At 48.6% G+C, this 19,971-nt stretch carries 17 protein-coding genes; 5 read left to right on the forward strand and 12 right to left on the reverse strand.

What is annotated here, in order from left to right; all coding sequences use genetic code 11:
- Nucleotides 1–168: 168 nt before the first annotated feature.
- Together fadA and fadB are read right to left on the reverse strand one after the other, a co-directional pair.
- Nucleotides 169–1,341: an acetyl-CoA C-acyltransferase FadA gene (gene fadA / locus WG89_RS22495; protein WP_062269952.1), complete on the reverse strand. Its 1,173-nt coding sequence runs from the start codon at nt 1,339–1,341 to the stop codon at nt 169–171.
- A 46-nt stretch (nt 1,342–1,387) separates the two neighbouring features.
- Nucleotides 1,388–3,541, reverse strand: a complete 2,154-nt coding sequence (gene fadB / locus WG89_RS22500; protein ID WP_062269953.1) for a fatty acid oxidation complex subunit alpha FadB — start codon at nt 3,539–3,541, stop codon at nt 1,388–1,390.
- 440 nt (nt 3,542–3,981) lie between these two features.
- On the opposite strand from fadB, the gene WG89_RS22505 reads away from it, so the two are divergent.
- Entirely contained in the window at nt 3,982–4,428 is a 447-nt protein-coding gene (locus WG89_RS22505) for a universal stress protein (RefSeq protein WP_062269954.1), read from the forward strand.
- Nucleotides 4,429–4,500: 72 nt separating this feature from the next.
- On the opposite strand, the gene uup is transcribed toward WG89_RS22505, so the two are convergent.
- From uup to WG89_RS22530, 5 genes are all read right to left on the reverse strand, one after another.
- The gene (uup, locus tag WG89_RS22510) at nt 4,501–6,396 is read right to left on the reverse strand and encodes an ATP-binding cassette ATPase Uup (protein ID WP_062269955.1); all 1,896 of its coding nucleotides are present in this window, start codon (nt 6,394–6,396) and stop codon (nt 4,501–4,503) included.
- 179 nt (nt 6,397–6,575) lie between these two features.
- Nucleotides 6,576–7,808 (reverse strand): MFS transporter, encoded by a 1,233-nt coding sequence (locus WG89_RS22515; protein WP_153301761.1) that lies wholly within the window; start codon nt 7,806–7,808, stop codon nt 6,576–6,578.
- A 193-nt stretch (nt 7,809–8,001) separates the two neighbouring features.
- Complete coding sequence (gene sixA, locus WG89_RS22520) at nt 8,002–8,448, reverse strand: phosphohistidine phosphatase SixA (RefSeq protein WP_062269957.1); 447 nt, start codon at nt 8,446–8,448, stop codon at nt 8,002–8,004.
- Between the two features lie 34 nt (nt 8,449–8,482).
- Nucleotides 8,483–8,803 carry a DUF4389 domain-containing protein gene (locus WG89_RS22525; protein ID WP_062269958.1) on the reverse strand — a complete coding sequence of 107 codons (321 nt, stop codon included), beginning with the start codon at nt 8,801–8,803 and terminating at the stop codon, nt 8,483–8,485.
- A gap of 113 nt (nt 8,804–8,916) precedes the next feature.
- Nucleotides 8,917–9,945, reverse strand: a complete 1,029-nt coding sequence (locus WG89_RS22530; RefSeq protein WP_062269987.1) for an NAD(P)H-dependent glycerol-3-phosphate dehydrogenase — start codon at nt 9,943–9,945, stop codon at nt 8,917–8,919.
- 498 nt (nt 9,946–10,443) lie between these two features.
- Here WG89_RS22530 and fabA point away from each other — a divergent pair, with 498 nt between their 5' ends.
- Both fabA and fabB read left to right on the forward strand, forming a co-directional pair.
- Nucleotides 10,444–10,956 carry a 3-hydroxyacyl-[acyl-carrier-protein] dehydratase FabA gene (gene fabA / locus WG89_RS22535; protein ID WP_062269959.1) on the forward strand — a complete coding sequence of 171 codons (513 nt, stop codon included), beginning with the start codon at nt 10,444–10,446 and terminating at the stop codon, nt 10,954–10,956.
- Between the two features lie 28 nt (nt 10,957–10,984).
- Nucleotides 10,985–12,202 (forward strand): beta-ketoacyl-ACP synthase I, encoded by a 1,218-nt coding sequence (gene fabB / locus WG89_RS22540; RefSeq protein ID WP_062269960.1) that lies wholly within the window; start codon nt 10,985–10,987, stop codon nt 12,200–12,202.
- A 73-nt stretch (nt 12,203–12,275) separates the two neighbouring features.
- Here fabB and WG89_RS22545 read toward each other — a convergent pair whose 3' ends face one another.
- Nucleotides 12,276–13,013, reverse strand: coding sequence for an AAA family ATPase (locus WG89_RS22545; RefSeq protein ID WP_062269961.1), 738 nt, complete (start codon nt 13,011–13,013; stop codon nt 12,276–12,278).
- 213 nt (nt 13,014–13,226) lie between these two features.
- On the opposite strand from WG89_RS22545, the gene WG89_RS22550 reads away from it, so the two are divergent.
- On the forward strand, nt 13,227–14,513 hold the full coding sequence (locus WG89_RS22550) for an amino acid permease (protein WP_062269962.1): 1,287 nt from the start codon (nt 13,227–13,229) through the stop codon (nt 14,511–14,513).
- 102 nt (nt 14,514–14,615) lie between these two features.
- Nucleotides 14,616–16,037 (forward strand): L-serine ammonia-lyase, encoded by a 1,422-nt coding sequence (locus tag WG89_RS22555; RefSeq protein WP_062269963.1) that lies wholly within the window; start codon nt 14,616–14,618, stop codon nt 16,035–16,037.
- A 44-nt stretch (nt 16,038–16,081) separates the two neighbouring features.
- On the opposite strand, the gene WG89_RS22560 is transcribed toward WG89_RS22555, so the two are convergent.
- From WG89_RS22560 to WG89_RS22575, 4 genes are read right to left on the reverse strand one after another with little or no spacing between them, the layout of a single operon-like run.
- On the reverse strand, nt 16,082–16,969 hold the full coding sequence (locus WG89_RS22560; protein WP_062269964.1) for a hypothetical protein: 888 nt from the start codon (nt 16,967–16,969) through the stop codon (nt 16,082–16,084).
- A gap of 23 nt (nt 16,970–16,992) precedes the next feature.
- On the reverse strand, nt 16,993–17,364 hold the full coding sequence (gene cyoD, locus WG89_RS22565) for a cytochrome o ubiquinol oxidase subunit IV (protein ID WP_216638542.1): 372 nt from the start codon (nt 17,362–17,364) through the stop codon (nt 16,993–16,995).
- Nucleotides 17,319–17,915 carry a cytochrome o ubiquinol oxidase subunit III gene (gene cyoC / locus WG89_RS22570; RefSeq protein WP_062269965.1) on the reverse strand — a complete coding sequence of 199 codons (597 nt, stop codon included), beginning with the start codon at nt 17,913–17,915 and terminating at the stop codon, nt 17,319–17,321. Before cyoC ends, cyoD begins: the two co-directional genes overlap by 46 nt.
- The gene (locus tag WG89_RS22575; protein ID WP_245662960.1) at nt 17,912–19,969 is read right to left on the reverse strand and encodes a cbb3-type cytochrome c oxidase subunit I; all 2,058 of its coding nucleotides are present in this window, start codon (nt 19,967–19,969) and stop codon (nt 17,912–17,914) included. Before WG89_RS22575 ends, cyoC begins: the two co-directional genes overlap by 4 nt.
- Nucleotides 19,970–19,971: the final 2 nt, after the last annotated feature.

Genomic DNA, 19,971 nt, shown 5'->3' on the forward strand with positions numbered 1-19,971 from the left:
AGGAAGCAAGAAAACGATTTAAATGAGGACAACAGATAAAAATACAAAACAGCAGAAATACCCCATCAAGATGATAGGGTGAAGTGCGTTCGAGTGCGAAACAGTAGTTCCATCTGGTGAGAGACACTCACCAGATGGAAAACAGTTCAAACTGTACAAATAATCAGATTACAGGCGTTCAAAGACGGTAGTAATACCCTGACCCAGTCCTACGCACATGGTTGCAACACCTATGGTGCCACTGTTTTGTTTCATAACATTCAACAGCGTGCCTGAGATACGAGCACCTGAACAACCAAATGGGTGACCCAGAGCAATAGCGCCACCGTTCAGGTTAACCTTCTCATCCATCTGCTCCAGCAGACCCAGATCCTTCAGAACCGGAAGTGCCTGAGCCGCAAAGGCTTCATTCAGCTCAACATGATCGACATCAGCAATGGTCAGACTGGCTCTTTCCAGTGCTTTTTTGGTACTGGGTACCGGACCGTAACCCATAATGGATGGATCGACACCTGCCACGGCCATGGAGCGGATCACAGCCATAGGCTGAAGACCCAGGTCCTGGGCGCGTTGGGCAGACATAACGATCATGCATGAAGCACCGTCGGTAATCTGGGAAGAAGTACCCGCCGTTACCGTACCTTTAGGGTTAAAAGCGGGTTTCAATTGGGCCAGACTTTCAAGGGTGGTATCCGGGCGGATGGTCTGATCTTGTGTGAAGACAGCCAGGTTACCGTCGTCGTCATGCCCCTGCATAGGAATGATTTCGTCTTTGAAGTGACCGGCTTTGGTCGCTTCCCAGGCTCTCATGTGAGACCTCATACCAAATTCATCCTGGGCTTCACGGGTAATGCCATGCATCAAACCCAGCATTTCAGCGGTCAAACCCATCATACCTGCTGCTTTAGCCGCGTATTTGGACAGCCGCGGGTTTGGATCAAGACCGTGCATCATGCCGACGTGACCCATGTGCTCAACACCACCGACAACAAAAACGTCACCGTTACCTGTCTGGATCGCCTGAGCAGCGGTATGCAGCGCACTCATGGAAGATCCACACAGTCTGCTCACAGTCTGGGCAGACGAAGTATGAGGGATTGGCGTCATCAGAGAGGCCATACGGGCAATGTTCCAGCCCTGTTCCAGAGTCTGGTTTACACAACCCCAGATAACATCTTCAACCTCAGCCGGGTCCAGCTTGGGGTTACGGTTCAGAACACCGGTAATCAGGTTGGCGGAAAGATCATCGGCACGCACATTACGGTACATACCGCCTTTTGAACGACCCATCGGGGTCCGGCCATAGTCTACGATTACGGCGTCTCTCGGATTCAGGCTCATAGTATTTACTCTCAAAGTCAGTTAATCGTTATTGGCTCAGGGCTGTTTACGCGCCGTAAAACGTTTTGCCTTCGCGGGCCATTTCACGCAGTTTTTCAGTTGGCTGATACAGCGGACTGATATGAGCGTACTGATCAGCCAGTTCAACAAACTTATCGAGACCTATGCTGTCGATATACTTGAGCGCACCACCACGGAAGATCGGGAAGCCAATACCGTTAAGCAGAGCCAGATCCGCTTCAGCTGCAGTATCAACAATGCCATCTTCCAGAGTGCGGACGGTTTCCATGCACAGAGGAATCATCATACGGTCAATGATTTCCTGAGTTTCAAACTCGCGACGTTCACCTGAAACTTCAGCCAGCAGTTCATAGGAAGCTTCGTCCGCAACCTTCTTCGGCTTACCTTTTTTGTCCTGCTCGTACTTGTAGAAGCCAACATTGGTCTTCTGACCGTAACGACCGTTTTCGAACATGACATCAATGGCACTCTTCCAGTCACGGGACATACGATCAGGGAAGCCATCTGCCATCACCTGCTCAGCGTGACAACCGGTATCAATGCCTACTACGTCCAACAGGTAAGCCGGACCCATAGGCCAGCCAAACTTCTCCATCACCTTGTCGACCTGCTGGAAATCAGCACCGTCTTTGACCAGAGAAGCAAAACCACCGAAGTATGGGAACAGAACGCGGTTGACCAGGAAGCCGGGGCAGTCATTGACTACGATAGGCACTTTGCCCATCTTCTTGGCGTACTGCACAACAGTAGCCACAGTTTCTTCGCTGGTTTTTTCGCCACGAATGACTTCTACCAGAGGCATGGCATGAACCGGGTTGAAGAAGTGCATGCCACAGAATTTTTCAGGTCTTTTCAGATCTTTAGCCAGTTCTGTGATGGAAATGGTTGAAGTATTGGAAGCCAGAACAGCCTCTTCACTGACCTGATCTTCAGCTTCAGCCAGTACCGCTTTTTTGACTTTGACGTTTTCAACAACTGCTTCAACGACTACGTCAACATCACCGAATTCGCTGTACGACAGGGTTGGAACAATATGGTTCAGCACCTCACCCATTTTAAGAGGATCCATACGACCACGGGCTACACGCTTGGACAGAAGCTTGCTGGCTTCGTTCAGACCCAGATTCAGTCCATCCTGGGCGATATCTTTCATCAGGATTGGAGTGCCCTTGTAGGCGGACTGGTAAGCAATACCTCCACCCATGATACCCGCACCCAATACAGCGGCTTTTTCTACCTTGCCGGCTTTCTTGGTGATCGTCTTGATCTTTTTCTTGAGCATCTGGTCATTCAGGAACAAACCTACCAGAACATCAGATTCAGGAGACTTGGCAAGCTTGATGAACCCTTCCGCTTCAACTTTCAGAGCCTCATCACGCGTCAGTTCAGCGTGCTTTTTAATGGCTTTAACAGAAGCTACCGGAGCAGGCATATGAGGACCGGCTTGCTGCTTAACAACAGCCATGGTGGTTTCAAAAACCATCAGGGACTCAAGCATGGGCAACTTCAGAGGAGAACGCTTTTCTTCTTTACGGGCATTAAAATCAAGTTCGCCGGCCAATGCACGTTTGATAATGGCAACGCCAGACTCAAGCAGCTTCTCAGGGGCAACTACGGCATCAACAGCACCTACTTTCAGTGCAGCTTCAGGTTTCTGTTCACGACCAGCAGCGATCCATTCAACCGCATTGTCAGCACCGATCAGACGTGGCAGACGGACAGTACCGCCCCAGCCAGGATAGATACCCAGTTTAACTTCAGGCAGGCCAACACCACCCTGATTGGACAGGACGCGATAATCGGCACACAGGCAGATTTCAAAACCGCCACCCAGTGCGCTGCCATTAATGGCAGCAACGGTAGGCATATCCAGATCTTCAAAGCTGGTGAAGACACGGTTAACGCCCATGACCATTTCCATCAGCTCACCTTCTTCCTGACGGAAAGTGGAAGTGAACTCCATGATATCGGCGCCGACAACGAAAATGCCTTCCTTGCCGCTGGTCAGCACTACACCTTTGATCGAACTATCAGCTTTAATGGCTTGAACAGCAGCATCCAGATCTTCAATGGCCAGACGGTTAAACTTGTTCACCGACTCGCCTTCCAGGTCAAACCTTAACTCAGCGATGCCGCTTTCAAGTGCCAGGACCTTGAATGCCTTCCCCTGATATATCATTGATCTCTCTCCGGACGGATTGAATAAGATTGTTCTGAACACTGACGTCCGACTTCCATAAGTCCTGTCCTGCAATCTCTCAGACCTAAGCTTTCGAACTGAAACCTTAAGTACGACAGACCCCTTGTAATACTGTTATCAGACAGTGCCAGCCAGAATTCATACAACCGTTTGAATTTTTGTACTTACCTTCTTTGAATTCTCAATCAAAGTCAAGAAAATGAACACCAATATATCCGCAATAATACCGATTCAGATCAAAAAACCACCATAAATTTTCTTGGAGAATGTCGCTGACCACCATACAATGTGAGCGATTGGTCTATGATGCGTGCAATCAGTCACAAATGCTCATTGCCATGCAACGGCTGGCATTTGCGACTGAAAGATAAAATATCACCGATTGTTCACAATAAACTTTGGGAAGAGAGAGACAGTCTATGAGTCAATATAACCATATTCTTGTTGCTATTGACCTGTCTGATGAAGCAGACGATGTGCTGGATAAGGCCAAGTCTCTTGCAGAAACCTATCAGGCCAGACTGACTCTGGTGCACGTGGTAGAACCCCTGAGCGTTGCCTATGGCAGCGATATCCCACTGGATCTGACTACCCTTCAGGATGAAATCACTCAACAGGCCAGAGAACGCATCTCACGCCTGGCTGACAGCATACATCTGGATAAAGGTGAACAGCATGTAGTCTATGGCCGTCCCGAACGGGAAGTGCATAGAATTGCGGAAGAGTCTGATGTCGATCTGATTGTGGTAGGCAGCCATGGACGTCATGGCCTGGCGCTGATACTAGGTTCAACCTCCACCAGCATCCTGCACGGGGCATGCTGTGATGTACTCGCCGTCAGAGTAGGAAAAAACGGTAAGAGTTAAAACAGCCTGGAGTTAACAGTTGACAGTCAACAGAAATCAATCTGAAAGCTGCCGACTGTTAACTCACCACGATTAACCCATATTCTCGAGCTCTTCCCAATGCTCCATTTTCTCTTCGATTTTCTGATTCACCACTTCCAGTTGAGCCAAGGTGTTTTGAACCGCCTCCTGATCACCCTGATAAAAGGCTGGATCAGCAATTTGCTCTTCAAGAGCAACCAGCTCTTCTTCCAGCTTTTCAAGTTCTCCAGGCAGGGCATCCAGTTCACGCTGCAGCTTATAACTGAGCTTTTTCTTTTTAGCCTCTGGCTGGACTTCAGTTTTTTGTTCCGCCTTTTTCTCAGGCTTGCTGGTTTGAGGCTCTGCAACCAGCTGATTGATTTCACCACCCTGTCTCAACCAGTCTTCAAAGCCACCCACGTATTCACTGATTTTGCCACCGGGCTCAAATACCAGCGTACTGGAGACAACATTATCCAGAAACTCACGGTCGTGGCTCACCAGCAACACGGTTCCGTTAAAGTCCACCAGCAATGACTCCAATAATTCCAGAGTTTCAACATCCAGATCATTGGTCGGCTCGTCCATTACGAGAAGGTTAGCGGGCTTACTGAACAGTCTCGCCAGCAGCAGTCGATTACGCTCTCCACCGGACAGAGCCTTTACAGGCACACGACAGCGGTTTGCCGGGAACAGAAAGTCACCGAGATAACTGATCACATGACGACTGGCACCATTAATTACAATGCTTTCACGGCCTTCAGCCACGTTATCAATGACTGTTTTCTCAAGGTCAAGCTGATTACGTAACTGATCAAAGTAAGCAACCTCAAGCTTGGTACCTTCACGTACAGAACCGGTATCCGGCTGGAGCCTACCAAGCAGTATGCTCAACAGAGTGGATTTACCCGCACCGTTCGCTCCGATCAAACCAATCTTGTCACCACGAATGACCCTGAGATTGAAGTCTTTAATAATGTGATTATTTTCCCAGGACTGAGAAACATTCTTGAATTCCATGACCAGCTTGCCAGAACTGCCTCCCTGTTCCAGAGAGAAGCTGGCTTTGCCCTGCACTTCCCGGCGCTCCATTCTCTCGCTTCTCAGAGCTTTTAGTGCCCTGACACGCCCTTCATTACGGGTTCGTCTGGCTTTTATACCCTGACGAATCCAGGTTTCTTCCTGAGCCAGCTTCTTATCAAACAGTGCATTCTGCTCCGCCTCTACTTCCAGAGCGTGAGCTTTTCTGTCGAGATAGGTTTTATAGTCACAATCCCAGCTCGTCAGAACACCACGATCTAATTCTACGATGCGCGTAGCCAGTGATTGTAGAAAGGAACGATCGTGGGTAATAAACAGCAAAGCACCCTGAAAATCGAGCAACTGTTTTTCAAGCCAGTCAATGGCAACAATATCCAGGTGGTTAGTAGGCTCATCCAGCAGCAACAGATCAGGATCGCAAACCAGAGCTCTTGCCAGCTCGACCCTTCTGCGCCAGCCACCCGAGAGCTCCTTCATTTTTTTCTCTTCCGGCAGCCCAAGCTTCTGGATCACAGTGTCGACTTTCTGCTGCAGACTCCAGCCATCAGCGGCTTCCAACCGTTGCTGAACCTTCTCAAGCGCCTTCATATCTTCATCAGACTGAATATTCTGTGAAAGTTCATGGAACTGGCTGATCCACTCCCCGACTTCTTCCAGTCCGGAAGACACTACGTCGTAGACTTTTTTCTCATCCTGATCGGGCAGGTCCTGATTGAGGATACCAATTTTCAAACCCGGTTTACGCCAGATGCTGCCATCGTCGGCATCAATTTTGCCCGAGACCAGCTTCATCATGGTGGATTTACCGGCACCATTGCGACCCAGTAAACAGACACGCTCGCCTTTACGAATCTGGAACTCAGCCCCATCCATCAGGGGCTGGTCACCATAGGCAAGGTTTATATTGTCAAATCTCAGTAACGGCATTACCTGGTTAACCTGTCCTTTTTAAATGTCCTGGCAGGAGTGACTGACACTTCAATCATCCGCAGGATTAAAAATGCCGCCAAGGATACCCCCTAAACCGTTTTGAGCCAAAGACTTCAGCTCAGCTTCTCCAGGAGATTACTTTCTGTCACTGCAAGAATCAGATTGACAGGTTCTGCTCATGGGTAGTCACAGACTTCAACTCTCAGTTTGTAGATACACAACAATGCCAGTAACTGACACCCCACTATCACCAGAAAGGCCATTTGATAATGTTCCAGCGCCAGAGTTTCCAGCCCGTGCTCTGACTGGTTGCCCAATAGAAAACCAATCAGTGGTTGCATTAATGGCCCACCCAGAAGCATGAAACCATTAGCGGTTGCCATGGCTACGCCCTCCATAGATTCAGGCACCAGTTTTCTTACCTGACCAAAAACCAGCATATAGGCCCCTGCAAAAAAGCCAATCCCAAAGCAGCAATAGCACATACCATCCAGAGTACACCCTGAGAAAAAAGCATAGATCGTCGCCATAATCAGGACTATGCAACTGGTTAGCATCACACCACGGGTCATCCTTGTCAGTGATGACAGCAAACCCAGTAAAGGTGCACCAACTGCTGCCCCAATATAAATAAGGGAGACAGCTTCCCTTACCCTGACCGATTCACCAGGAAATCGTTCATGGAAAAACGGGACACACCAAAGGCCGGCAAAGCTGTTGATGACCACAAAAACACCAAAGCCGTAAAAGCAACAAAGCCAGAAGCCTGAGTTACAAATCAGGGAAGGCCAGTCATAGACTTTTGACGCCTCTTTATTAACCGGGTTAACCGTTGCCTCAGGTGCATCCCGAACAAATAAGATCACCAGCACACTGAGCCAGACACCAAAATACGCCAGTTCTTCCATGCTCCCACGCCAGCCTGAATGGTCCATAAGCATTGGAATCAAAATAGGACCCATAGCACCACCCACCAGGGCTGATGACTCCACCATACCGCTCATGACCGGAAACCAGCGCTCTGGAAACCAGCGAGCCACCAAAGTCATACAGACGACAATAGCGGGAGACGTAGCTATCCCCATCAAGCCTCTGGCCATTAATGCTTCGGTATAATTACCCGCTATGGAGAACCAATAGATGGCCAGAGCCATCAACAGACAACTGATGGCCAGCAGCTTCCTCAGGCAGAAATGGTCAGCGGCCATCCCACCGGGCACCTGAAAGAGGATGTAGATATACAGAAACCCGCTGGACAGAAAACCTATCTCGGTCAAATCCAGCGACAAACTGTGCATCAGCTCAGGGACCATAAAAGAAAGTGCTCCCTGCAGCATGAACTGATAGGTACAGAACAGGGTAGCGATGGCGCACACAACCATACCCCTGAACCAGCTAATTCCTGACACAGCAAACTTCCCACGCTAAAGATCAAACAACAGGATTGAACAGGACATTCAATCCACTTCTACGACAATCTGTTTTTATTCAGGCAGGCTTAGATTAGATCAAGGCAGGGAAAGTTCACGACCAGGGAAGATTTATTTCATCGAGGGGGTTTTCTTCGCCTTTTTCAGCGGGAAAAGGGCGAAGAAAAAACCATTATTGCGGGTGAATCATCTCCTGAAACCGAGCCAGCCCTGGCCCCGGTATATCCATCTCAAGTACAGCGGCATTGGCAGTCATAAAACCGGGCCCCTCATGCACAGCCCCGTCGCATAAGAGACCGGTCAGAGCACTGACCAGTGGCATATGGCTGGCCAACAAAATGTTGCCTTGCTCAGGCAGCTCTGAAATCACCGCCACCGGGTTATCATCCGGGGTAATACAATCCAGTGTTTCCAGAGTACACTCCAGAGTCTCGGCAACAATACGACCTGTTTGCTGAGCCCTCAGATAGGGACTGGCCAATACTCGTGTAATACCCAGGTGTTGCAGCTTGTTTGCCGTTTTCAATACTTCATTCTGACCGACTTCAGTCAGTGGTCGCTCCTGATCAGAAGGTGCTGACCAGCTGGCTTGCCCATGACGCATAATGATCAGTTTCATAAATCCCCCTCAGCTATCCTGAAACATTCATAAATCAGGCGTCTTTATCATCACTCTCATCACTGTCAGAAAACACTTCTTTCTGCTCCGGCCAGTCACTGAAAGGATATGGTTTGGTGTCTGAGTTATAGGTCATAAACTGGATAATCTGGTAAAAATACTGGTTCAAACCCGAGCTGAATTCCAGCAGCCGTGAGTTGGGCTCTGTCTTGATAAAACCGTGCGCTACCTGCACGACAGAGATCACCAGAATTAACAGGCCAGCCAGATTGGCCACCATGTAAAACAACACCATAAACAGCAGCCTCAACCACCGAGACTCCGATTTAAGGTTATCAATGACTTTCTCATCCATAAAAACGCGCTCCGTTTATTGATCGTTAACAGTTTGGAGTTAACCGTTATGAGTTGACAGCAATCAGTTTCAAGACAAAAGTCCTTCGGCTTACTGTCAATTCATGACTCTTTTTATCTGACCATGAACTCAACATCAGTCTTCTGCTCTCTGAGCATCATGCCTTTGACCAGCTGAGATACATCAAAGCCTTCAAAAATAACTTTGTGCAAGGCTTCGACTATCGGCATATAAACATCCAGCTCTACGGCTTTCTGTCTCACTTGCTGTAGTGTATTGACCCCTTCAGCCACCTGCCCCAACATCGCTTCTGCTTCTGTCAGGCTCTTCCCTTCACCCAGTGCATAACCCACACGGTAGTTACGACTCAGGTTCGAAGTACAGGTTGCCACCAGATCCCCGACACCGGCAAGTCCCAGGAATGTCATGGGATCAGCACCCAATTTGACGGCAAAACGGCTCATTTCCGCCAGACTTCGGGTAATCAACATACTCTTGGTATTCTCACCCATGCCCATGGCAGCACCAATACCGGAAACAATGGCATAGATATTTTTCAGGGCACCGGCCAGCTCAACACCATAAACATCATGATTGGAATAAACCCGGAAATAATCTGAATGCAGGACTTTCTGAACAATCTCACAAAGCTCCGCATCCTCACTGGCAATGACCGTAGCGGTAACCGCCTTGGCCACAATCTCTTTGGCCAGATTCGGACCACTGAGGACTCCGATACGAACCGATTGCAGCTCTTCATTCAGGATCTCACTCATCAGGTCAAAAGTTTCCGGCTCTATCCCCTTGGTGGTACTTATGACCATTTTCCCTTCCAGGGCATCTCCCGCCATTTGCACTACGGATCGGAAAGATTTACTGGGAATGGCAATCAGAACCAGATCGGCGGACTGAACCGTCTCCCTGATATCGGTTGAAGCCTGCACCGAAGGATGGATGGTGAAATCCGGAAGATAGCGATGATTAATGTGATCACTGTTGATTCCCTCAACCTGCTCAGGATTACGCATCCAGAGCTTCACCTGATGGCCGTTATGAGCTGAGATATCGGACAGTGCTGTACCAAAGCTGCCTCCACCGAGGATGGCTATGGTATACTGCTTGCTACCGTTGTTCGGCGTCATCATCATAGTTCCGACTGTATTTCTCTTGGTCCGGTATACAGAGAGCCTGGCTCTCCAGAACACCGGTTTCATGTTCGTTACGCAGGACTCATGGCCATCACCCCTGACATCCTGAAGGTCAGGATAATCCTTAGGGGTTCTAACAGTGACAATGAGTATGAAACTTCTCATATACCTTCGCAGGTATTCAGAGTTTCAACTAGATAATACATTACCTGAAGCGGTTGTTGCAGGAAGTACACAGCCTTTTGAACTATGAAAGAACCTGATCATTCAGGATTGACCTTGATCAAATGTCACGAGAGCCGCCACATCTGTTGTTTTTTTGTTAATTTCAACGGATTACGCTAATGAGACACTATGAGCGATGGTATAGTGCACACCGGAACGATAGTAATGAATTCCCGTGGTCAGTGGTCAGCCTGACTGGGAGTCGACATATTCATGTCACCCCTGCCTTTACGGCCGGCCATGGCATTTTCCAGGAATAATGAACGAATGAAGCAACAATCCTTCGATAAAGACGACCTGCTCCGCTGTTCTCAGGGCGAGCTTTTCGGCCCGGGCAATGCTCAACTGCCAGCACCTAATATGCTGATGCTGGATCGTATCGTCCGTATCTCTGAAGAAGGTGGAAAGTACGGTAAGGGTGAAATCATTGCCGAACTGGATATCACCCCAGACCTGTGGTTCTTTGAGTGCCACTTCCCGGGTGATCCTGTAATGCCAGGCTGCCTGGGTCTGGATGCCATGTGGCAGCTGGTTGGTTTTTATCTGGGCTGGATGGGTAATCCGGGTCGAGGCAGAGCCCTGGGCAGCGGTGATGTGAAGTTCACCGGACAGATTCTTCCCACTAACAAGAAAGTGACCTACCACATCAACATCAAGCGTATCATCAGCCGCAAGCTGGCGCTGGGTATTGCAGACGGCAGTGTCAGCGTCGATGGACGCGAGATTTATACAGCTGAAGGGCTCCGGGTAGGCCTTTTCCAGAGCACCGACGCATTCTGATTCATTCGGATAATTCAGGTTTAGACAAATGAAACGTGTTGTAGTTACAGGGATCGGCATTACCTCCTGCCTGGGTAACACCCAGGACGACGTGGCCGACAGCCTTAAGCAGGGAAAATCCGGCATTCGCTTTAACGAAAGCTACGCTGAAAAAGGTTTCCGCAGCCAGGTATCCGGCTCAGTAGATATTGATCTGAGCGAACACATTGACCGTAAAACCCTACGTTTTATGGGTCTGGCGGCCTCCTATGCCTACATCGCCATGAAGCAGGCCATCGAAGATTCCGGCCTGCCTGAAGATCAGGTTTCCAACCCCAGAACCGGCCTGATTGCTGCTTCCGGTGGCGCCTCTTCCGAGAACATCGTTGAAGCCGCAGACATCATGCGCGAGAAAGGCGTTAAGCGTGTTGGCCCTTATCGTGTCACCCGTACCATGGGCAGCACCGTTTCGGCTTGTCTGGCAACGCCATTCAAGATCAAGGGTGTTAACTACTCCATCACTTCTGCCTGTGCGACCAGTGCACACTGTATTGGTAACGCCATTGAGCAGATCCAGCTGGGCAAACAGGACGTAGTCTTTGCCGGTGGTGGTGAAGAAGAGCACTGGTCCCAGACCGGTCTGTTTGACGCCATGGGTGCCCTGAGCACCAAGTACAACGAAAACCCTGGAAAAGCTTCCAGAGCTTATGACGCTGACCGTGATGGTTTTGTTATCGCTGGCGGTGGCGGCATGGTCGTTCTGGAAGAACTGGAACACGCCAAAGCACGTGGTGCCAAGATCTACGCAGAAGTGGTAGGCTACGGTGCTACCTCAGATGGCTATGACATGGTAGCTCCTTCCGGTGAAGGCGCTGCACGCTGCATGCGTCTGGCACTGGATACCGTTGACGGTCCTGTTGATTACATCAACACCCACGGCACTTCCACGCCAGTGGGTGATGTGGCAGAACTGAAAGCTCTGAAAGAAGTGTTTGGTGATGAAATGCCTACCATCACTTCTACCAAGTCTCTGTCAGGTCACTCTCTGGGAGCTGCCGGTGTACAGGAAGCGATCTACTGCCTGCTGATGATGAAGCACAACTTCATCACTGCTTCAGCCAACGTAGAAACCCTGGACGATGAAGCCAAGGATCTGCCGATCCTGGTGGGTGAAGCTCGCGAGCAAAAGCTGACCCGCATCATGTCCAACAGCTTCGGTTTTGGCGGCACTAACGCTTGTCTGGTATTCCAGAACTACGAAGACTGAATGATGGATGCTGCTTCTGATACATTTCAGAAGCTGCAGACCTCTGAAGAAGCCACCTCTTAGGTGGCTTTTTTTATTCCTCCATCAAAATTTCAAGCATGGTGGAATAATTGTTCAGAAAGTGACGGGTAACAGCATAAGTATCAGTATCTTCGTAATCCACTTCCACCAGCCCTCCATCACGTATTTCATGGATGGCTGCATGAGGATAGGAAAGCAGGATCGGCGAGTGTGTGGCAATAATAAACTGGCAACCTTCCAATACTCGCTGATGCAACAACGAAATCATTGCCATTTGTCGATTGGGGGAAAGCGCCGCCTCGGGCTCATCAAGAATATACAACCCTTCCCGGCCAAAACGGTTTTGCATCAGTGCAAAAAAAGACTCTCCATGGGATTGCTCATGGAGTGAAATACCCCCATAAAATTCCGTTACACCAATCCGGTCAATTTCTGTTGCGACATTGTAGAAACTCTCAGCCCTGAGAAAAAAGCCGGTTTTAGGTCTACGAATGCCCTTAACAACTCGAAGAAACTGATTTAGGCACGAATGTGACTCTTGGGTAGCAAAGTTAAAGTTCTGAGTGCCTCCCTCAGGGTTAAATCCCTGGGAAACCGCCAAAGCCTCCAGTAATGTCGACTTCCCACTGCCGTTCTCACCGACCAGAAAAGTAACCGACTCATGCAATTCCAATTCTGTCGACAGACCCTTAACAGCCGCCAGGGAAAAAGGATAGCGATTGAAATCTTCAATTTTTTCAAGCTTTAACGAGACTGAACGAAGATAACGCTTTGAATCAAAGGGCTCCATAAACAACCTTAATCGGACCAACCTGAATGTATTCACAAAAAATGCCTTGAATTGACTCACCATTCAAACTGGATGAAGCCCCATTCAAAACACTTCCTCATCAATAATCATTATTTAACAAATAAATTATATTTCTTGCTCTCGATCAATAATCAGCCAGCCAAATAGCCGTATATTCTGCGCCGTTTTTGACCACACACTGAAGTTGCTGACATGCAAGACGCTATCACCGCCCAGACCACCGAGATTGAAACCAGTGAGTCCGACACCCAGAAGAATAGTCGCAGAGACAATTACTGGTCTCTGACTCTCTTTGGCACAGCCGTGGGCGCCGGAGTTTTATTCCTGCCTATTAATGCCGGCCTGGGTGGTATCTGGCCACTGATCATCATGACCCTTCTGATCGGCCCCATGACTTTTCTGTCACACAGAGGTCTGACACGACTCTGCCTGTCCTCTTCAAAAGCTGACAGCGATATCTCAGAAACCGTTCAGGAGCATTTCGGTGATCGTTCCGCCCTGTTAATCACCTTTGGCTATTTTGCTGCTATTTTCCCGATTCTGATGATTTACGGCATTGGCATTACCAATACGGTTTCCAGCCTCATGGTCAATCAACTGGGTTTTGAAGCCGCACCTAATCGCGCATTGCTCAGTTTTGTGCTCGTAGCCGGTCTGGTTGGCGTTATGACCTTTGGCCAGCAAATGGTGCTAAAAGTAACTTCCGCAATTGTCTACCCACTGATTGCTGTACTGATTGGCCTTTCACTGTTCCTGATTCCTGAATGGAATGTAGCTGCACAGTTCAGTGTTGTACCTTCTGCCGGTGACTTTTTCAAAACCCTGTTTCTAACCATCCCCGTTCTGGTATTCGCCTTTAACCACTCCCCTGCCATCTCTTCTTTCTCAACCGCCTACCGTAAAGAGCTGGGCAACCAGGCTGAAACCAACGCCAGCAGAACACTCAAAAGAACCACTTTTATGCTCGTTGGCTTCACCATGATGTTTGTCTACAGCTGTGTACTGACCCTCAGCCCGGCTGAACTGATGCAGGCAAAACAGGCCAACATTTCCATCCTGAGTTTCTTTGCCGAACGTTCTGACAACATGATCTTTGCCTGGCTTGCCCAGATGGTTGCCCTGATTGCCATCAGCTCCTCTTTCTTCGGTCATTACATGGGTACCCGGGAAGGTTTGAACGGGCTTGTCAACATCCAGCTGAAGAAGAAAGACCTGTCCGTAAACCAGAAAATCCTGGATCGCGGCATTATGGTATTTATCACCCTGACTGTTTGGCTGACAGCCTATCTCGACATCAGTGTAATGGGTATAATCGAAGCGATCGTTTCACCCATTATTGCGGGCATTCTTTTCATTCTGCCTGTTTATGCCGTGAAGCGTGTGCCTGCCATGAAAAAGTATCAGTCCGGATCCAATCTGTTTGTACTGGTCATGGGCATCATTGCCATTACAGGCTTTATCGTTTCACAGCTGATTTAATATCGGTTACCCCCGGCGGGCTGTGTACATATTCGTAATGATAAATGTCTGGCTATAAATCAAACTAGCCAGACGACAATAACCAAAAGTTGACAGAACGGCATGCTGAGTATTTTCGACATTTTCAAGATTGGTATCGGTCCTTCCAGTTCTCACACCGTCGGCCCTATGTGGGCAGGCCAGCGTTTTGTGTCAGAACTGCATGAAAAAACAGGTATTGAGAAAGCAGCAACCGTCAAAGTCAATCTGTACGGATCACTGGCCCTGACAGGTCACGGTCACGGTACTGACAAGGCTACCCTGCTGGGTCTGGCCGGTTTTCAGCCGGACACAGTAGACCCTGATGAAGCTGACAATATTGTTGAATTCATCAAACAGAACAAAGAAATCAAGCTGGCAGGTCACCATGCGGTCAGTTTCGATTACGACTGCCAGATGGTTTTTCATAACGAAACCTGTCTGCCAGAGCATCCCAATGGCATGCAAATTCTGGCCAAAGACAAAGATGGTATCGTGATCCATGAAAATACCTATCTTTCTATCGGTGGCGGCTTTATCAAAACCCTGGAAGAGTTTGCACAGCCTGAAGCCTCTGCCAATACGGAAGATGATTCTGATCAATCTGAAATCCCCTACCCGTTCCGTTCTGCAGAACAACTGCTAACACTTTGTCGTCAGCACAACTTGTCCATTGCACAACTGACGCTGGCTAATGAACTGGCCAGGCATCAGGGCAATGTTGAAGCTGTTAACAGCAAAATCGACAGCATCTGGACTGTGATGAAAGCCTGTATTGACCGTGGACTGACTCAGGAAGGTCACCTGCCTGTCAGTGGCGTAAAACGCAGAGCGGCTGGCATGCACAAACATTTAATGGCTAACCCGGAAGCCATGTTAAGTGACCATTTCGCCATCATGGATTGGGTAACGCTGTTTGCTATGTCGGTTAATGAAGAAAATGCCTGTGGTGGACGCGTTGTAACTGCTCCTACCAATGGTGCTGCCGGTGTCATTCCAGCAGTCCTGGCTTATTACACCCGTTTTATCTCCCGTAACAATACTCAGGGCATCCGTGACTTTGTTGCCACAGCCGCTGCCATAGGTTCTCTGATTAAAATGAATGCTTCTATTTCTGGTGCCGAAGCAGGCTGCCAGGCTGAAGTAGGTTCTGCATGCTCTATGGCGGCTGCAGCACTGGTTGCGGTACAAGGTGGAACCATTGAACAGGTCGAAAACGCAGCCGAAATAGGCATGGAGCATCACCTGGGTATGACCTGTGATCCTATTGCAGGTCTGGTTCAGATACCCTGTATTGAGCGTAATGGCATGGCGGCGATCAAAGCCATCACCGCTGCACGTCTCGCCATGCGTGGAGATGGCACTCATGCAGTATCACTCGACAGCTGCATTGAAACCATGTATCGAACCGGTCTGGACTTACAGGCCAAGTACCGTGAAACCTCACTGGGTGGGCTGGCCATTTACGCCAGAGAAGCGAAAGAATATAACGCGATTGTAGCCTGACCTCACAGGTGGCAGCAGCCCGAAACATGGGCTGCTGCCTGCTCTCACTTTATATAACTTCCAGACGGAGCAGTATAAGCAGATGGATGATTGAAGTAACCCGACAGCATTTCATCCGTTCCGAACTTAAACATCAGCGACTTTCTATCGAGCAAGTATTTTTTTTGATTCTGAAGCCGATGACCACTCAATTCGCACCCCTCACAACTGGAAGCCAGCCCAATAAAACTGATTAGATTGTATTGATAGCCTTTCTTCATAAAAGCTTCTGCGTATTTATCCAGCTCGACTTTATCCATAACATAAAACGTCTCCATTCCCGGAAACAGAACCAGATAGAGATTCCCTGCCAGATAGATCATCCATAAATGAAACTGGAAATTCTCACCGTCACTTGAAGATTGGCCCAAGCCTACAAGATGCCCTGACTTCATTTTTGACAGATGCAACTTTAAGTCGGCACTTAATATCCTGAATGACAATCGTCCCTGGCCATAATCTGATGCCAGATAATAAAAGGCTCTGGAAGGACAGAATCCTGTGAAGCGGTCATCGTATATAACCGTCTGCCAACCGCTTGCAAAAAGGTTAGCCATCCTTTTACCTAAACCTGGCACATGCCATTGCAGCTCCTCTCCTACGATAGAGAAAGTGACCTCTTCGGTGTCTGAAAACATAAACCGATGGTCATTCAGATCTAATGACGATAATTTGAAAGGCGCTTCATCTTTGCCGTAGGGCACAAGAAGATAGTAATAATTCAAAACAACCACATCGAATCTATCTGAAATGATGACCTCTCCTCTGGAAGAGGAAATACTAATAGTCAATGCATCAGCAACAGGGCTTATAATAGTCACGATAAATAATAACAGTATGCCAGGAACTGATTGCTTTACGAAAACAACGAGTGACATCGCCAGTTTTGTCATAGCTCCTTCAATACTCCGTGGGTTCACATCATCCTGAAATTAAGGTCATAAAGAATCCAGATAGTCCCACCCACCATGATAAAAATCAGGACTCCAGCAAAAAACAACGCAGTCAGATAATCCTTGCCCGTATGCTTAAGACTGATGTTTAGAAAGAAGCGTAAGTGGACCAAAACTTGTACCAAAGCACAGAGAGTAATAATCCCAAACAGCAGTTTGGCGGAAAATGAAGACGACCAAACAACCCAGAAAGGGATCAGAGTCAGTATAACGGCCAGAATAAAACCGGTGATGTAACTCTTCAGACTGTGACCATGTTCTTGCATAACAGGCTCCAACATACCGGTTATTAGATAAACACTGGCAGGTAAACGACTGAAAATATCCCTATCCAAACGATATCCAGGAAATGCCAGAACAATCCCAACCGGAATAGCCGGGAACAAACCGGTTTCGTCAGACCTTTGAACAGAATCTGGCAAGTCATCATCATAATACCCACCATGCCGACACTGACATGAAGCCCGTGAGTGGCAACCAGAGTAAAAAATGCCGAGAGATAGCCACTTTTCTGAGGGCCTGCCCCCTCATTAATCATTTCAAGAAACTCCGAAACTTCCAGCACAACAAAAGACAGACCAAAGACAAGGGTAATCAGCAACCAGCCTACAGAACTTGCCAACTTTTTCTGAACAGAAGCAAGGAAAGCAAAACCAAAGGTCACGCTGGAAATCAAAAGACACAGGGTTTCTATAAAGACATGCTGAAGATCAAACAGATCTACAGGTTTTGGCCCCTGAGCCGTATTCGAGAACATAGTGACGTAGGTCGCAAACAAGAGCGCAAAGATAATCGCATCAGTCATCAGATAGAGCCAGAATCCATAGGCCCTGTTTTCAAGTGACTCTTCTTCATGCTCACGAATCAGTTCAGCCACAGTAATCATGACGGACTCCTCTCAGACATAGCTGACTGAACCTCTGGATAGTGTCTTACTCTGGCCTGTTCGATAGACAGCACGGTTTCCGCAGAAATAATTTCATAAGCCTCTTTCTGACTGCTTCTGAACATCAATAACCCGATGACAGCCAATAAAGAAAGCGCTGCCAGCCACCAGATATACCAGACAATGGCAAAGCCCAGCAGAAAACCAGCACCGCCAATAAAAACACCCACACCTGTGTTTTTTGGCATCACGATAGGGTCGTAATGATCTTTACAAGAGTACGCCTCAGCCTTTTCTTTCATGGCCCAGAATGCATCAAGGGAATCTACCTGGGGTATGACAGCAAAGTTATACGGTGCAGCAGGCGATGAGGTTGCCCATTCTAGTGTTCTGCCATTCCAGGGGTCACCGGTCATGTCACGGTTTTGCTCTCGATCCCTGATGCTCACATAAAACTGCATGAAGACACTGAAAATCCCGACCAGAACCACACAGGCACCGACAAATGCCACCAGCAATAAAGGTTGCCAGTCAGGGTTGTGATAATGCTCCAGTCGTCTCGGCATGCCCAGAAATCCAAGGACATAGAGCGGCATAAAGGCGAGATAGAACCCAACAAACCAGCACGCAAAAACCATCTTTCCCCAGAACTCATTGAGTTTGAAACCAAAAGCCTTGGGGAACCAGTATTGAGTACCGGCGAAATAGCCAAAGAGGGCCCCCGGTATCAGCATGTTATGAAAATGGGCCACCAGAAAAGTAGTGTTGTGCATCAGGTAATCCACGGGGGGAATCGCCAGCAGCACACCGGTAATACCACCAATAACAAATGTGATGATAAAGCCAATGGTAAAGAGCATGGCCGGGTGGAAAATAATACGTCCTCTGATCATTGTGAAAATCCAGTCGAAGATTTTCACACCGGTGGGCACCGCTATAATCATGGTCGCAATACCAAAAATAGCGTTTACATTGGGACTGGAGCCCATGGTAAAAAAGTGATGCAGCCAGACAGTAAACGACAACAGAGCAATAGCTGCAGTGGCATAGACCAGAGAGGGATATCCAAACAAACGCTTTTGTGAGAATACCGCCGTCACCTCGGAGAAAACACCAAAGGCGGGCAGAATCAGGATATAGACTTCCGGGTGCCCCCAGATCCAGATCAGGTTGGCAAAATTCATCATATTGCCCCCCAGATCATTGGTGAAAAAGTGCATATCCAGGGTTCTATCAAGACCCAGCAACGCCGCAACAACGGTCAGCGCGGGGAAAGCAAACGCCATCAGAATGCTGGTACAGAATGCCGTCCAGACAAACAGAGGCATCTTCATCAAGCCCATACCGGGTGCACGACAACGCAAAATAGTGGCAATAAAATTGATTCCCGTCATGGTGCTCCCGACACCACTGATCAACAGCGCCCAAATCCAATAATCAACTCCGACACCGGGGCTGAAATCACTCCCCGAATAAGGCGGATACCCTGTCCAACCCGCCGTTGAAAATCGCCCCAACACCAAGGACACACCCACCAATCCCGCACCAGCAGCCGTGAGCCAGAGACTGATGGAGTTCATAAATGGAAAAGCTACGTCGCGAGCCCCAATCTGCTGTGGCACCACCACATTAATCAGTCCTGTCAGAAAGGGCATGGCCATAAAAAAAATCATGATGGTGCCATGGGAAGTGAAAATCTGTTCGAAATGTTCCGGTGGCAGGTAACCTTCATTGTTCAAAGCAATGGCCTGCTGGGCACGCATCATAATGGCATCAATAAACCCTCTCACCAGCATGACCAGAGCCAGAACGATATACATAACGCCAATACGTTTGTGATCAACACTGGTCAACCATTCCGACCAGAGATATCGCCACTTACCCAGCCAACTCACCCAAAGCACTGCCAGCAATACAGTGAACACCGTTACAACGGCGCCTCCCATGGCCACCCAGCTATAAAAAGGTATGGCATCCAGTGTCAAACGACCGAACAGGAGACTTCCCTGCATCGCTGCGACTGCGCTTTCTCCAGGCATTGCCTCTGCGTACATAG

Source organism: Endozoicomonas arenosclerae, from assembly GCF_001562015.1.
GTDB lineage: Bacteria > Pseudomonadota > Gammaproteobacteria > Pseudomonadales > Endozoicomonadaceae > Endozoicomonas_A > Endozoicomonas_A arenosclerae.

What these genes read in the sequence shown, in the direction of transcription:
- uup (WP_062269955.1), bottom strand. Translation starts at nt 6,396, where the DNA reads ATGCCGTTACTGAGATTTGACAATATAAACCTTGCCTATGGTGACCAG.
- WG89_RS22505 (WP_062269954.1), top strand. Translation starts at nt 3,982, where the DNA reads ATGAGTCAATATAACCATATTCTTGTTGCTATTGACCTGTCTGATGAA.
- WG89_RS22555 (WP_062269963.1), top strand. Translation starts at nt 14,616, where the DNA reads ATGCTGAGTATTTTCGACATTTTCAAGATTGGTATCGGTCCTTCCAGT.
- WG89_RS22545 (WP_062269961.1), bottom strand. Translation starts at nt 13,013, where the DNA reads ATGGAGCCCTTTGATTCAAAGCGTTATCTTCGTTCAGTCTCGTTAAAG.
- fabB (WP_062269960.1), top strand. Translation starts at nt 10,985, where the DNA reads ATGAAACGTGTTGTAGTTACAGGGATCGGCATTACCTCCTGCCTGGGT.
- fadB (WP_062269953.1), bottom strand. Translation starts at nt 3,541, where the DNA reads ATGATATATCAGGGGAAGGCATTCAAGGTCCTGGCACTTGAAAGCGGC.
- fadA (WP_062269952.1), bottom strand. Translation starts at nt 1,341, where the DNA reads ATGAGCCTGAATCCGAGAGACGCCGTAATCGTAGACTATGGCCGGACC.
- sixA (WP_062269957.1), bottom strand. Translation starts at nt 8,448, where the DNA reads ATGAAACTGATCATTATGCGTCATGGGCAAGCCAGCTGGTCAGCACCT.
- WG89_RS22550 (WP_062269962.1), top strand. Translation starts at nt 13,227, where the DNA reads ATGCAAGACGCTATCACCGCCCAGACCACCGAGATTGAAACCAGTGAG.
- WG89_RS22560 (WP_062269964.1), bottom strand. Translation starts at nt 16,969, where the DNA reads ATGACAAAACTGGCGATGTCACTCGTTGTTTTCGTAAAGCAATCAGTT.
- WG89_RS22525 (WP_062269958.1), bottom strand. Translation starts at nt 8,803, where the DNA reads ATGGATGAGAAAGTCATTGATAACCTTAAATCGGAGTCTCGGTGGTTG.
- cyoC (WP_062269965.1), bottom strand. Translation starts at nt 17,915, where the DNA reads ATGATTACTGTGGCTGAACTGATTCGTGAGCATGAAGAAGAGTCACTT.
- WG89_RS22530 (WP_062269987.1), bottom strand. Translation starts at nt 9,945, where the DNA reads ATGACGCCGAACAACGGTAGCAAGCAGTATACCATAGCCATCCTCGGT.
- WG89_RS22575 (WP_245662960.1), bottom strand. Translation starts at nt 19,969, where the DNA reads ATGTACGCAGAGGCAATGCCTGGAGAAAGCGCAGTCGCAGCGATGCAG.
- fabA (WP_062269959.1), top strand. Translation starts at nt 10,444, where the DNA reads ATGAAGCAACAATCCTTCGATAAAGACGACCTGCTCCGCTGTTCTCAG.